This window comes from Rasiella rasia, from assembly GCF_011044175.1.
Lineage (GTDB): Bacteria > Bacteroidota > Bacteroidia > Flavobacteriales > Flavobacteriaceae > Marinirhabdus > Marinirhabdus rasia.
In genome coordinates, this window is sequence record NZ_CP049057.1 from 523,100 (window position 1) to 537,714 (window position 14,615).

The following is a 14,615-nucleotide window of genomic DNA, read 5'->3' on the forward strand; positions in this document are numbered from 1 at the left end:
CTATAGGGGGTTATCAATATTTAAAATTCCAGAAAACACTATGAGACAACTTAAAATTACGAAGCAGGTTACCAACAGAGAAACTAAATCGTTAAACAGCTATCTTCAGGATGTGAGCAAGATAGACATGATTACAGCCGAGGAAGAAGTAGAATTGGCACAGCGAATTAGAACAGGTGACCAACGTGCTTTAGATAAATTGACACGTGCAAACCTTCGATTTGTAATTTCAGTTGCAAAACAATATCAGAACCAAGGACTTAGATTACCCGATTTAATTAATGAAGGAAATGTAGGTTTGGTAAAAGCTGCGAAACGTTTTGATGAAACACGCGGATTTAAATTTATATCGTACGCTGTATGGTGGATTAGACAATCAATTCTACAAGCGCTTGCAGAACAGTCGCGTGTAGTGCGTTTACCACTTAACAAGATTGGTGATATAAATAAGATTAGAAAAGCGTCAATTCATTTAGAGCAAGTACACGAACGCAAGCCTTCTGCTGCTGAAATTGCAAAAGAATTAGACATGTCGATTGCCAATGTAAAGCAATCTTTAAAAAATGCAAACAGAAGTTTGTCTATGGACGCCCCTTTTCAGGAAGGTGAAAACGACAATAACTTATATGACGTTATTAGTTCTGGTGAAACTCCTAATCCAGACAAGTCTTTAATACATGAATCGCTTAAAATTGAAATCGACCGTGCTCTAGACACCTTGGCGCCTAGAGAAGCCGATGTGGTTCGTTTAAATTTCGGGTTGAGCAATCAGCCAGCAATGACCTTGCAAGAAATTGGAGACACTTTTGATTTAAGTCGTGAACGTGTTCGTCAGATTCGTGAAAAGGCGATTAGAAGATTGCGAAAAGAATCGAAAAGTCATATTCTAAAGAAATATTTAGGATAATTATCGTAGCTATTAAAAAATACCCTTGTTTTAAGAATTCCTTATTACAAGGGTATTTTTATTTTAATTATTTTTCCGATAAATAACATCTATTCCATGCTACAAAATACAACCGAAACAGAAGAAACAATTGAAAAAGCAGGCAACAATGCCTCCGATGCGATAAGTCAGTTATGGGACAAGCTTGATGGTTGGCTAGATGCCATCATCTTAAAGATTCCAAATTTAGTTGTCGCCATACTTGTATTAGTTTTATTCTATATTATTGCGCGCTTACTTTCTAAATTCGTAAAACGTCTTGTTTTACGTAGAATTAAGGAAGAATCGATAAAACAAATTATAGGGCAAATAACCTTTGCTATAACATTGCTCATTGGCTTCTTTGTGGCCTTAGGAGTAATGGAGCTAGACAAGGTGTTAACGTCTATCCTTGCAGGTGCAGGTGTTATTGGTTTAGCTATTGGTTTAGCGCTTCAAGGAACGTTAAGCAATACTGTTTCTGGTTTTATATTATCGTTTTTACCAAAGATTAGCCTTGGCGATTGGATTGAGACCGATGATGAAGTTGGTGTTGTTACTGAAATTAATTTGAGGAATGTTACCATTAAAAGGCCAGATAATAACTTTACCATAATACCCAACTCAAGCTTTGTTGAAAACCCGTTTACCAACTACTCCATCTCTCCTAGGTCAAGAATTATGGTAAGTTGTGGTGTTGGGTACGAAAGTGACTTGCAAGCAGTAGAAGATTTAACAGTTAAAGTAATTGGAGATGCTTTTCCGCAGAAAGACCAAGAAGAAGTAGAATTCTTTTTTACAGAGTTTGGAGACAGCTCCATCAACTTTTTGGTTCGCTTTTGGGCAGATTTAAATAATGGTAAAGACAACCTTTCACATCAACATAAGGCCATTAAAACGATTAAGAAGCACTTTGATGAGGCAGATATCAATATTCCTTTCCCAATTAGAACTTTAGATTTTGGCAAAAACAACTTAACAGTTCATTCTAAATCGAACGAATAAATCGAAATCATATGTATAATGTAAGGCAGCTTTTAACAGCTGCCTTATTTTTTGTGTAATAATTATACAGATTTGGGTTGAAATTAATAGTTACTTCGGAAATCGGCTCACTTTAACAAAACCCTCACATTTGTTAACTTAATTTTTAGGAGGGTACCAACCTATATTTGCCTAACAAACCTAAAGAAATAACATTATGAAAAAATCAATTGCAATTACCATCTTCTCTGGAGCTATCTTGTTAACCTCATGTGTCTCTAAGAAAAAATATGTGGAGTTAGAAGGACAATATAACGATACACGTTCTACACTCGCTAAAACACAACTTGAAAAAGAAGAGGCTGAAACAAAACTAGCCAAGATTGAAGACCGCGTTGCCAGTTACAACCAAAAAATTCAGTCGTTAACCGACTCAAACAATGATCGTCTACAGCAGTTTGAAAATGTTGTACTTTCTCAAAACGACAAAGACAGAATGAAGGCTGCCTTAGCTAACGTAGACCAAAACGAACTTGCTAATGCTAAAACCCTAGAGGACAGTATGAATCTTATTGTATCTCACAACTTAAAGAAAAACCTTGATACTAGCTTAATTGCAGAAGGTGAAGAAGACGATATTGAAATTAATATTGACGAAACGGTAGTTATGATTACTATTTCAGATAAATTATTATTCAAATCTGGTAGTTATAGAGTTAATCCAAAAGCAGAACCATTGCTTGAACGATTGGCGAATGTAATTAACAGCGAACCTGCTCTTGAAGTCATGGTAGAAGGACACACAGATTCGCAAACCGTAAAATCTGGTTCTTATATTAAGGACAACTGGGATTTAAGCGTAGAACGTTCTACTGCTGTTATTAGAACGTTGCAAGAGAAGTATGGCGTAGCACCAGAAAAATTAATTGCTGCCGGACGTAGTAGCTATGCCCCACTTACTGAAAATGAAACCAAAGAAGGTCGTGCAACAAATCGTCGTACACGAATTGTAATACTCCCTAACTTAGATAAGTTCTTGGCTTTGCTTTCTGCCAATTAATAACTGAAAGTAAACAACTTGAAGAATGCAATGCTCAAAGCTTGAGTGTTGCATTTTTTTATTATTATATTTACATGACTAGTATACACCCAACCCCAATGAAATTAGAAGACTCCCCTTTGATAAAAGATTGCTTCGTTAAAATTTCTGAACCCTTTGGAAATTTTTACATTTTTGAAAAATTTGTTATAAGTGAAATTGCTGAAGGCGTTCATTTTGATTGGAGTAAAGCCTCATGCTTAATAGAAAAAGTATATCAGTACTTTGGTTCTAGAGATGTTGATATCAACTATATTTCAAATAGAGTTCACTCCTATAGTGTAAATGCCCAAGATTGGCTAAAATTTTATAAGGAACGTCACAAATTAGCACGTGTAGCTGTTGTGGCCTATGAAGAAAAAGGATTGCTAAGTGTGAAAATTGAAAAAATGTTCAGTAAATCTAAATACAAAACATTTCATACACTAGACAACGCAGTAAAATGGGCCGCTCAATAGGTAAGCGACTCCAACTTACCACGATTTTCTTTTAATACTATTTTCTCGCACTAGGCGGTACGGTTGGTCTTACTTCAATTTTACTTGGAAGCGTTCGCGGATTCATCTGCAATAAATCTACCACAAGCTTTCCAATATCTTCAATTTGTATTTTCCAGGCTCCTTCTTCACTCGGATTGTTACCATTAAAGTGAGTAGAAACACTACCTGGCATTATGGTGCTTACTTTAATTTCATGTTTTCTAAGATCTAGCATTGCTGCTTGTGTAAAACCCGTTACACCAAATTTACTCGCGTTGTATGCAGTTCCACCTTCAAAAAAGTTAGTCCCCGCTAAACTAGAAATTGAAATATAATACCCTTTCGTTTCTTTTAACGCTGCCACAGAAGACTTTAGCGAATAAAAAGCACCCGTTAAATTTGTGTCTATCACTTCATTCCAGTGCTCGACACTCATTTCTTCTATGGAACCAAAATGACCTAATCCTGCATTGGCAACAACTACATCAAGTTTGCCAAATTCACTCACTGTAGCTCGTACTGCTTGTTCTTGACTCTCATAAGAACGAACGTCTGCTGCTATTCCTATTGCGTAGACGCTGTCATTTCCGTAGTCATTAAGCTTTTTAGCTGCGCTATTCGCTGCATCCTGACTCCTACTTGTAATAGCTACGTTTACACCTTGTTTTAGTAGTGCTTCAGCTATTCCGTATCCTATTCCTTTGGTTCCTCCTGTAATGAGTGCTACCTTTCCAACTATATTTTCCATGTTTAATTTTTCAGTAAAGTTAGTATTTGAAAGCACCAACAGCTATTAAATTATTATTAAATTTAAAGACAATTATAAGACTTCATGTTTTTCTATTTCAGATGAAATTACCCTATATATTCTGTCTCCTATTCTTACAAATACCATTTATGGTACAAGCACAATCTGGTCTTGTAAATGTAGATTCCCTATCTACAGAGTTTGCCTATGAAATACGATATGCCACACCCAATAATTTTATAGGTGAAATTTTATATGATTGTCCTAATTGTTTATTGCAACAAGAAGTTGCCGAGGCGCTGTTAAAGGCCAACCAGTATTTTTGTGAAAAGGGATATAGAATTAAATTATACGATTGTTACCGCCCGCTATCCATTCAGAAAAAGATGTGGGCAAAGGTACCTCGACCTACTTATGTTGCCAATCCGTATGGAAAGGGAAGCATTCATAACAAAGGTGCTGCTGTTGATATTACTTTGGTAACTTTAGATGATTGCTTTGTTGATATGGGTAGCGATTACGATTTCTTTGGTCGTGAGTCGCATATTGATAATTTTAATTTTTCTGCTGAAATTTTAGCCAACCGAAAACTGTTGCGCGAGGGCATGAAGAAATTTGGATTTGGTACAGTACGCACAGAATGGTGGCATTACAGCTACCGAAAAAACTGGAGTTACCCCACCTTGAATGAACCGTTGAAGTGTGAGTAACAGTAGGATTAAAAATTTTTATTAATTACGTACTCCCACTACCTGCTGCCAACGAAGTGTCTCCCGGATCTGATGTTAAACGCAACGGAATATCTTTCTGACCGCCATACAGTTTAATTTCGGTAATATCTCCAGGCATTATAAACTTAGCTTTAATAAATGCTTCTTTAACTTCTTTAATGATTTTTCCACGTAATTGTCTAGAAGCCCTTCTGTAATCTACAGTATGAATCCAAAAAAACACTTTTAGATTTACCGTACTTGCCGCAAGTTCATTTTCAATCACAAAATTTTCGTGTACATCGTCATGTACAATTTCGGTGTTGGCATTTAGAATATCCATGATGATTTGTTTACCACGGTCAATATCATCTTCGTAACCAATACCCACTACAAAGTCGACTCTAAAAAATCCGTCGGCGGTATAGTTTTCTACAGGTTTGGTAAGCACGTCACTGTTTGGAATATAAATATCTCGTCCGTCTGTAGTTTTTACATGTGTATACCGAAAGTTTAATGCTTTCACCTTTCCGAAGTGAGAATCTACCATAATAGTGTCATCTACTCCAAAAGGTCTATTAAAAGCAAGTATAATTCCTGCTAAAAAGTTCTTTCCAATGTCCTGAAAGGCAAATCCTAAAACTATTGCGGCACCACCAGCAGCAGTTAAAATACCAGCAGCAACGGCGCGAAGCCCTGCTACATCTAGCGCAATCATAATGGCAATTAGAATGAGAATTATCTTTACTGCCTGAGTTAAAAAGCGAGCCATTAACGGATCTTGCGCCTTTTTCATGATTCTCTTTCTAAAGAAATTTGTTATTAATTGCGCTATCAATATGCCAGCAACAATTACAAAAATACCCATAGCAATTCTAGGTAAAAGGCTTAGCATTTTGTCGTAATAACCTTCTGCAGCAGTAAGTATAGTTTCTGTAGCAGATTTTTGAAGTAACGTAGTATAGATTGTCATAGTATTAAAGATACAACAACCCTAATTCTTACCATAATCTCTTAATAAAACTTTTTGAAAATGCATGTATGGTTTTTAGTTACTTTATCTTTGCAAAAAAAATAAAACTAATGGATACGTCTGTTAAAACATTCAAGATTGTTAGTACACTAGAGGCAATCTCATTTTTAATATTATTAGGCATTGCGGTACCTCTTAAACACTTCTGGCAGATGCCTGAAATGGTGAGCGTAGTGGGTATGATTCACGGTATTTTATTTATTGCTTATATTATTATGGCTTATATTATGAAAGAGAAACTAAATTGGTCATGGGGTACACTTGCTATCGTTATGATTTGTTCTGTACTTCCATTTGGTCCCTTTTACGCAGAAAGAAAATATCTTTAGATGGAACGAGAAACGTTAGATTTATATGCTTGTTGGCTACGTGAATACCTAATAGATTTAGGTATGGGCGATACTTGGGCAGAAATACTTAACGTTGCTGTAAATACAATCATTATTGCAGCCGTGGCCACTTTTCTAGATATCGTTTTTAGAAAAGTGATCGTACAACTTTTTAAAGCCTTTAGCGATAAAACTACCTCTACCTTTGATGACTTTTTAGTTAAGAGTAATTTTCCTCGATTTATTGCTCATTTTATTCCGCTTACCTTAGTCTGGTATATAACCCCTTCACTTTTTCAAGATTTTCCTGTGCTTGAGAGTGGTATGTATAAACTTGCTCAATTATATCTTGTATTGCTTTGCATATTGGTATTTAGAAGTTTGTTGCGAACCTCTAACAACTACTTACGAAATAGCAAAGAGAAATACAGCGACAAGCCGTTAGAGAGTTACGTTCAGGTGCTCATGATATTTGCTTGGAGTGCGGGTGTTTTTTTGGTGGTTAATATTCTAACAGATTTCAGCCTAAAGAGCCTTACAACTCTTGGAGCGTTTTCTGCTGTATTGCTTTTAATTTTTAAGGATACCATTTTAGGATTTGTGGCAAGTATTCAAGTTTCAGTAAACGATATCGTTCGTATTGGAGATTGGATCACCTTTAGTAAGTTTGGAGCAGATGGATATGTAACTGAAATCAACCTTGCGACGGTAAGAGTTCAGAATTTTGACAATACGTTTACCACGATACCAACGTATAGCTTGATTGCAGATTCGTTTCAGAATTGGAGAGGTATGCAAGAATCTGAAGGAAGACGAATTAAACGCTCCCTCTATATTAAACAAAACTCAATTAAATTCCTTTCTGCTGAAGATATTGCTAGTCTCAAGAAAATTCAGCTTATTGCACCCTATATTGAACATCGCGAAAAAGAAGTAACTAGATATAATGCTACCACAGAAGCCGACAAATCAATTCTTATAAACGGGAGAAACCAAACTAACCTAGGCGTTTTCAGAAAATATGCAGATGCTTTTTTACATGAAAATCCGGCGATTAACAAAGACCTCTTTTTAATGGTCCGTCATTTAGCACCTACGGAAAAGGGAATCCCTCTAGAAATTTTCTGCTTTTGTTACGACAAACGTTGGGAAAACTATGAACATATTCAGGCAGATATTTTTGACCACCTGATTGCAGCAATTCCGTATTTCGGACTTGAACTATTTGAATCTCCTACAGGTACCGATGTTGCTAAAATTTCTCTGCCAAAAGATTAATGCATTTTTAGAAGCGTGTTTTAGGGTTATCTAACTGCGGAATATGTAAATCTGTTCCAAAACGTTTATTTGCTTCTTCAATAAAATGGGCAGATAATAATGGTGACGCCTTTTCTAGATTTTGATGCACAAAAAAGTAAATATTTTGTAATCCCTGCTCCACCCAAATGGCGAGTCTATCAATCCAATCGTCTAAGCGCGTATAATCACTTTCATGGTTAGCGCCATTATACCTAATAAATGCAGATGAACTAGTCATTCGCATATGAAGCAGGTCTCTTCTTCCCGCGCTGTCTACAATAATGTTAGAGACATTATAGGTTTCTAAAATGTCATACAACTCATTAGCTACAACTTCATCGTTAAACCAATCTGTATGACGAAATTCTATGGCGATACGCATATCTTTTGGTATGGCTTCAAAAAACGTAGGTAGTCTATCAATATCCTTAGGTGAAAAGTTACTGTGTAGCTGTACAAAGGGCATTTCAAGTTTTTCCTTTAAGTTTGAAGCGTTGAGTAAATATTCATTGAAATAATTTTCAAAATCATTTAAACGTTTCCAATGGGTAACACCTTGAAACACCTTTGGAAAAAACCTAAAATCGGCTGGTGTTTTATCGTACCAACCCGCGAAAGTTTCCGCAGGGAAAATTCTATAAAACGTAGCATTTAATTCAATACTATTAAACTGAGTAGCATAGTACTGTAGTTCATCCTTAGTGCCCCGAGGGTAAAAGCCTTTTAAATCGGTTCGGTTCCATTTGGCACATCCTACATAAAGTGTTGGTTTGGAGATTGGTTGAAACCGAGATAACAACTTTTTGGTATCTGGGTGATCTGGAGGCAATGTAAAATCTATCGCTGCAGGGTTATCTACTTTTCCAAATTTCATAGTTGTAACATTTCAGTAAAGGTAAATTCTGAAATGTTAAAATCAGTAAAAAATATTAAACACTTTGTAACAAATTATTATCTGTTGAGTCTTACCTTTACACTAAACCTTAATAACACGAGAAATGAAAACTTTTAAAACACTATTCATCGCTTTATTTGTAGTTGCAATGGCACCTGTTGCTCAGGCACAAACTGCTGATGAAATTATCACTGCTTACTTTGAAAATACCGGTGGAATGGATGCCTGGGGAGAACTTAATGGAGTTCTTATTAAAGGATCTGTAAATGCTCAAGGAATGGACATTCCAGTAGACATTTACCAAATGAAAGATGGAAAGCAGCTGGTAAAAATAAATCTTCAGGGTCAGGACATGGTTCAAATGGCGTTTGATGGTGAAACTATGTGGACTACCAATTTTATGACAATGTCTCCAGAAAAAAGTGATGCAGAAGCTACTGAAAACATGAAAAAGCAGTCTGGCGATTTTCCAAATCCGTTCTACAACTACGCAGATCGTGGGTATACTGTAGAGCTTATGGGTAACGAGACTAAAGAAGGGACTGAAACCTATAAAATTAAATTGACACAAACTCCAGTGATGGTAGACGGTAAAGAAGAAGCAAATGTTTCTTACCACTACTTTGATACAGAAAACATGGTGATTATCTCTAGTGAGTCTGAAATAAAATCTGGACCTATGAAAGGCCAAATGAGTTCTAACACTATGAGTGACTACCAAGAAGTTGACGGTCTTTACTTTCCGTTCGACATGGGTATGGCAGGACAAAGTCTTATTGTAAACGAAATTGTTCTAAATCCAGAAATAGACATGTCATTGTTTGCTTTCCCAGAGACAGAAAAAAAATAAACATATCTGAACATTAAAAAATCCCTGCTAGTCGGGGATTTTTTTTACTCAGAAACATCAGAATCCTCATAAAATAGCTGTTTCTGAACGCTTAAACCATTATTTAGCTAACACCAAAATAAATTCATCATGAAAAAACTACTAATCGCAATTTTTGCATTGGCCTTGTTTCCTGCTACGTATCAGGCGCAAGAAATTACCTTAAAAGGAAAAGAACTTTTTGGCGACCTTAGAGCTCGACATATTGGTCCCGCACTAATGAGTGGTCGTATTAACGATCTCACAGTACATCCAACGAACTCCCGTATTATGTACGCCGGTAGCGCTGGTGGAGGTGTTTGGAAAAGTAATGATGGTGGTGCTACCTTCTCCCCTATTTTTGACGACCATGTGCAATCTATTGGGGTGGTAACCTTAGATCCTAAAGATCCAGATAATATTGTCTGGGTAGGAACGGGAGAAACCTGGCCTCGTAACTCGGTATCTGTTGGTAACGGATTGTTTCGTTCTACAGATGGCGGCGGAACTTGGAAAGAAATTCCTGGTTTTGAAAATAGTGAACGCATTGCTTCTGTAGTAATTAACCCAAACAACACAAACGAAATTTATGTTGGAGTATTAGGAGCATTGTGGAGTGACAGCGAAGATCGCGGAGTGTACAAATCTACAGACGGCGGTAAAAGCTGGAACAAAATTTTATACATCGGGCCTTCTACGGGTGCTGGTGACGTTATTATGGACCCGAAGAATCCAAATATTCTTTACGCTTCAATGTGGCAATTTAGAAGAACTGGTTGGGGCTTTAATTCTGGTGGATTGAACAGCGGGTTACACAAATCTACAGACGGTGGTAAAACTTGGAATAAAATCCATAATGGTTTTCCTGCTGGGAAACTAGGAAGAATTGCTGTTGCCGTTGCTCCAAGCGATGGAAATAGATTATATGCTGTGCTTGAAACTGAGGACAAAGAGAAAAATGGATTGTGGGTTTCTAAAAATGCTGGACAGTCTTGGGAGCACCTAAATAATGATTTCGGACTTACAGTTCGTCCTTTTTACTTTTCTCGAATTACCATAGACCCAAGAAATCCAGATATTGTGGTAAAAGGAGGCTTAAGTGGTTCTATAAGCCGAGACGGTGGTAAGACCTTTAAGAACTTAGGAAACATGCATAGCGATATTCATGATGTTGTATTTCATATAAACGATAGCGATATTATGTACGCAGGTACAGATGGTGGTGTGTACCGCTCTTGGAATGCAGGTACTACTTTCGAAATTGTTGAAAATCTACCGCTGTCACAATTTTACCATATTAGCACAGACAACGAAACGCCTTATAATGTGTATGGTGGATTACAAGATAACGGTAGCTGGTGGGCTCCTAACTCCTCTCCAGGTGGCGTTAATGCGCGCGACTGGAATAGTGTTGGTGCTGGTGACGGATTTAGAGTGCTGAAACATCCTACAAAAAATATTATTTATTCTGAAATGCAAGGTGCCGAGAATGTTTGGCGCTACGATGTAGATAAGAACAGAACCAAGACTATTCAACCTTTGCCTAGAAAAGGTGATGTTGAATTAAGATTTAACTGGAATGCTCCTATGGCTGTAAGTGCTCATGTACCAGACCGTTTTTATATGGGAAGCCAGTTTGTTCACAAATCTGATGATATGGGTGATAGCTGGACGATTATCTCTCCAGATTTAACAACCAATGATCCTACAAAGCAAGACCAATCTAAATCTGGTGGCCTTTCTGTAGACAATAGTGGTGCAGAAAATCACACAACTATTTTTACAATCGCAGAGTCTCCTTTAGACCAGAATATTCTATGGGTAGGAACAGACGACGGAAATGTTCAGGTTACTAAAGACGGTGGTAAAAACTGGACGAATGTTACTGCTAACCTTGTGGGCATACCTAGCAATACTTGGGTATACCATATAGAAGCCAGTGTTCATGGAAAAGGTACTGCCTACGCCGTGTTTGAAGGTCATACAAGTGGAGACATGAAGCCTTATGCGCTTAAAACAACAGACTACGGACAAACTTGGAAGAATATTATTTCTGACGATATAGATAAAGATGCCTTTGTTAGAAATATTCAAGAAGATTACGAAAATGAAGACCTATTATTTCTAGGAACTGAATTTGGATTATACGTTAGTGTAGATGGTGGTACAAACTGGTCTCATTTTACAAATAACATGCCTCCTGTAGCCGTGCATTACATCGATATGCAAAAAGCAACCAATGATATTGTAATGGGTACGCATGGTCGTGGTGTTATTATTCTAGACGACATTAGCCCGCTACGCGAAGTAAATCAATCAATGCTTGCAAAAGACGTTCACTTCTTTAAAAGTGAGCCTGTAACTATGGTTGAGCAAGGTGGCTTTTCTGGTGGTTTTGGAGCTGAAACTCAATTCGTAGGAGCCAATAAATCTACGTCTGCTAGAATAATCTACTACTTAAAGAAACGCCATACCTTTGGAAAAATGACGATGGAAATTCAGGATATGGAAGGTAATACGCTCACAACATTAAGCCCAGGAAAATCTAAAGGAATTAACGTGGTGAATTGGAGTTTCAATACAACCAATCCGAAAATGGCACAGGCTAAAACCTTGTCTTTTGGCGGATTTACATCACCTAGAGTTTCCGCAGGGAAATACAAGGTAGTACTTAAAAAAGGTAAAGACACCTACGAGCACATTATTGAAACAAAGTATGATGACACTGCTATAACAACGCTAGAAGAGCGTAAAAAGCAGGAAAACATTACAAAGGAAATGTTTAACATGGTTGAAGACCTTGCCTATACAGTTTATGAAATTGGAGAAATGCAAAGCAAGGCGCAAGAGGTCATAAAAAACAATCCGAAGGGTAAAAAAGCTGCGCAGCAGTTGTACGATGCCTTAGAAGATCTTCGTACCGATTTAGTTATTACTACAGGAGATAACTATGTAGCTTCTGCAGAGCCTGAATTACGCGAGCGCATGGGTGACTTGTATGCTAATGTAGCGGGTAGTTACGACAGAGTTTCTGGAGCGCAACTACAAAACTATGAGCTTATAAAGGAAGAGTACGCAAACGAGAAGACTCGCTTTGCAGGAATTAAAGATAAAGAAGGTAAGAAGTTCATGAAGTTCTTAGAAAAGAATGACATGAATATAACCGTAAAGAGCAAAGAAGAATTCTTGTCAGATAAATAGATACTATATAATTCTGAATAATAAACCTCTCAAGTCTTGCATCTTGAGAGGTTTTTTTTTATAAACAAATTGTGTGTGTTCCTATTTTATGTAAACGGTTTTTCTATTCATAAACTCTTGTATACCATGTTTACTTAATTCTCTACCGTACCCACTCGCCTTTATACCTCCAAATGGCAACCTAGGGTCGCTTTTAACGAGCTCATTTACAAACACTGCGCCTTCATCGAATTTGTAAACTAATTTTTCGATAGCCGAAATATCCTGACTAAAAACAGAGACCCCTAACCCAAACTTAGAGTTATTAGAAAGGGCAATTGCCTCATCTACGGTTTTAAAAGTTGTAATTGACAACGCAGGACCAAAAGTTTCTTCTTTAAAAACAGTCATTTCTGGTGTAACCTCACTTAAAATAGTAGGCTCTAAATAAGCACCTTGCCGCTTCCCTCCTAGCAATAACTTGGCGCCTTTGGCAACAGATTGGTTTATTTGTTCTTCTAATTCTTCTGCCAAATCTTCTCTAGCCATGGTTCCTATATAAGTTGATTCATCTAAAGGGTCTCCACTTTTTAATTCTCGAACCTGTTGCACTAATTTTTCAGTAAACATATCGGCTATACCCTCAGCTACGAGTAATCGTTTCCCAGCAATACAACTCTGCCCTGTATTCTGATAACGAGCCTGTACGCAGGTTGCCACTGTTGCATCTATGTCACAATCTTCTAAAACAACAAGGGCATTATTACCCCCTAACTCTAGAACAGATTTCTTTATATGCTGTCCTGCAGTTGCTGCAACCGCCGCGCCTGCTGGGCCACTACCCGTTAAAGTGACTGCCTTAACGATGGGGTTTTCAATAATAGCTTCTACGGCATCACTTTTAGCCAATAGGGTTGTAAAACAGTGTTCAGGAAAACCTGCGCGAGTGAATACCTTTTCTATATTCAGGGCGCTTCCAAAAACATTAGAAGCATGCTTAAGAACCCCAATGTTACCTGCCATAAGCGCTGGTGCCGCAAATCGAAATACTTGCCAAAACGGGTAATTCCATGGCATAACTGCCAGCACTACCCCCAAAGGTTCGTAGCTAGTATAACTTTTTTGAGCATCGGTTTCAATAAGCTCATTGGCTAGTTGATTTTCGGCTTCATTGGCATAAAACTCACAAACCCAAGCGCATTTTTCTACTTCTGCAAGAGATTGCGTTATTGGCTTCCCAATTTCTTGCGTCATCATGCCTGCATATTCCTTCTTGTTCTTTTTTAATTCTGAAGCGGCAGCAAGCATGAGTTTCTTTCGTTCTGAGAAACTAGTTGTACGCCAAGACAAAAAACGCTCATTGGCACTTTCAAGAATTTCTGAAATTTCTGACTTTGTATGTGTTTTAAATGATGCTATTTCTTCTCCAGAATATGGGTTTACGGAAGTTACTGTGCTCATCTGTTTTTCTTTTAAAAATACGCAAGGGCTTATAAATAGTAGCGCTCCTTAAGACTACTTTAACGCAAATACTGTTGAAAAGGCGTTTATAACTTCAGGGTGAGAAGCGCTTTTTTACCTGCATTTCTAGTACATTTAATAAAACCCAGTAACTATGAATTCTAGAGATACCGCGTTATTAGAATTACGTCCTGAAATCGCATCTGCTAAATTACATCCCGGAATGTCCTCTGAAGAATATTTTCAGAATAAAACATTACGGCCTATCGCAAAACTTCAAAACGACTTGTTAGTTGCTGCTTTTCAAAATTATTGTCGAAAACATAAAAACGTTTTTTACGATTTACCTATCGAAAAACGTATGGACTACATTGAAAATGCTATCCATAAAGACATGAAATTTAGAAATAGCCTTAAAGGGATTTTAATCGGACAATTTACGTTGGCTGAATACGATTTATACATTCAAAATTCATCTGCGTTGAACAAACGGATGATGAATATTGTTAAGGAACGGTTAAAAAATAACATCATGCTACTAGAGCAAGTTTCGGTTTCTGTGGCGTAAAAATTTGCCTTAAAAAAGCTATAGGTTTGAAAGATAA

The 14,615-nt window shown here is 37.2% G+C and carries 14 protein-coding genes; 10 read left to right on the forward strand and 4 right to left on the reverse strand.

Features of this window, described 5'->3' with window-relative positions; all coding sequences use genetic code 11:
- The first annotated feature begins 40 nt into the window (after positions 1-40).
- From G5B37_RS02335 to G5B37_RS02350, 4 genes are all read left to right on the forward strand, one after another.
- On the forward strand, positions 41-907 hold the full coding sequence (locus tag G5B37_RS02335) for a sigma-70 family RNA polymerase sigma factor (protein WP_164678447.1): 867 nt from the start codon (positions 41-43) through the stop codon (positions 905-907).
- 96 nt (positions 908-1,003) lie between these two features.
- Complete coding sequence (locus G5B37_RS02340) at positions 1,004-1,930, forward strand: mechanosensitive ion channel family protein (RefSeq protein ID WP_164678448.1); 927 nt, start codon at positions 1,004-1,006, stop codon at positions 1,928-1,930.
- Between the two features lie 196 nt (positions 1,931-2,126).
- On the forward strand, positions 2,127-2,969 hold the full coding sequence (locus G5B37_RS02345) for an OmpA/MotB family protein (RefSeq protein WP_164678449.1): 843 nt from the start codon (positions 2,127-2,129) through the stop codon (positions 2,967-2,969).
- A 98-nt stretch (positions 2,970-3,067) separates the two neighbouring features.
- Entirely contained in the window at positions 3,068-3,466 is a 399-nt protein-coding gene (locus G5B37_RS02350; protein WP_164678450.1) for a hypothetical protein, read from the forward strand.
- A gap of 37 nt (positions 3,467-3,503) precedes the next feature.
- On the opposite strand, the gene G5B37_RS02355 is transcribed toward G5B37_RS02350, so the two are convergent.
- Positions 3,504-4,235 carry an SDR family oxidoreductase gene (locus tag G5B37_RS02355; RefSeq protein WP_164678451.1) on the reverse strand — a complete coding sequence of 244 codons (732 nt, stop codon included), beginning with the start codon at positions 4,233-4,235 and terminating at the stop codon, positions 3,504-3,506.
- A 149-nt stretch (positions 4,236-4,384) separates the two neighbouring features.
- Between G5B37_RS02355 and G5B37_RS02360 the strand changes: the two genes are divergently transcribed.
- Positions 4,385-4,945: a M15 family metallopeptidase gene (locus G5B37_RS02360; RefSeq protein WP_263649833.1), complete on the forward strand. Its 561-nt coding sequence runs from the start codon at positions 4,385-4,387 to the stop codon at positions 4,943-4,945.
- Positions 4,946-4,970: 25 nt separating this feature from the next.
- Here G5B37_RS02360 and G5B37_RS02365 read toward each other — a convergent pair whose 3' ends face one another.
- Positions 4,971-5,918, reverse strand: coding sequence for a mechanosensitive ion channel family protein (locus G5B37_RS02365; protein WP_164678452.1), 948 nt, complete (start codon positions 5,916-5,918; stop codon positions 4,971-4,973).
- A gap of 110 nt (positions 5,919-6,028) precedes the next feature.
- On the opposite strand from G5B37_RS02365, the gene G5B37_RS02370 reads away from it, so the two are divergent.
- Both G5B37_RS02370 and G5B37_RS02375 read left to right on the forward strand, forming a co-directional pair.
- Positions 6,029-6,307: a DUF3817 domain-containing protein gene (locus tag G5B37_RS02370; protein ID WP_175017400.1), complete on the forward strand. Its 279-nt coding sequence runs from the start codon at positions 6,029-6,031 to the stop codon at positions 6,305-6,307.
- A complete protein-coding gene (locus tag G5B37_RS02375) occupies positions 6,308-7,585 on the forward strand; it encodes a mechanosensitive ion channel family protein (protein ID WP_164678453.1) in 1,278 nt (425 codons plus the stop codon). It abuts the gene before it with no gap.
- Between the two features lie 7 nt (positions 7,586-7,592).
- Here G5B37_RS02375 and G5B37_RS02380 read toward each other — a convergent pair whose 3' ends face one another.
- Positions 7,593-8,480, reverse strand: a complete 888-nt coding sequence (locus G5B37_RS02380; protein ID WP_164678454.1) for a DUF72 domain-containing protein — start codon at positions 8,478-8,480, stop codon at positions 7,593-7,595.
- A 124-nt stretch (positions 8,481-8,604) separates the two neighbouring features.
- Between G5B37_RS02380 and G5B37_RS02385 the strand changes: the two genes are divergently transcribed.
- Both G5B37_RS02385 and G5B37_RS02390 read left to right on the forward strand, forming a co-directional pair.
- The gene (locus tag G5B37_RS02385) at positions 8,605-9,351 is read left to right on the forward strand and encodes an outer membrane lipoprotein-sorting protein (RefSeq protein WP_164678455.1); all 747 of its coding nucleotides are present in this window, start codon (positions 8,605-8,607) and stop codon (positions 9,349-9,351) included.
- A gap of 129 nt (positions 9,352-9,480) precedes the next feature.
- Positions 9,481-12,570: a WD40/YVTN/BNR-like repeat-containing protein gene (locus tag G5B37_RS02390; protein ID WP_164678456.1), complete on the forward strand. Its 3,090-nt coding sequence runs from the start codon at positions 9,481-9,483 to the stop codon at positions 12,568-12,570.
- 81 nt (positions 12,571-12,651) lie between these two features.
- Here the strand turns inward: G5B37_RS02390 and G5B37_RS02395 are convergent, their stop codons facing one another.
- Positions 12,652-14,010: an NAD-dependent succinate-semialdehyde dehydrogenase gene (locus G5B37_RS02395; protein ID WP_164678457.1), complete on the reverse strand. Its 1,359-nt coding sequence runs from the start codon at positions 14,008-14,010 to the stop codon at positions 12,652-12,654.
- A gap of 154 nt (positions 14,011-14,164) precedes the next feature.
- On the opposite strand from G5B37_RS02395, the gene G5B37_RS02400 reads away from it, so the two are divergent.
- On the forward strand, positions 14,165-14,578 hold the full coding sequence (locus tag G5B37_RS02400) for a glyoxalase (protein ID WP_164678458.1): 414 nt from the start codon (positions 14,165-14,167) through the stop codon (positions 14,576-14,578).
- Positions 14,579-14,615 lie beyond the last annotated feature (37 nt).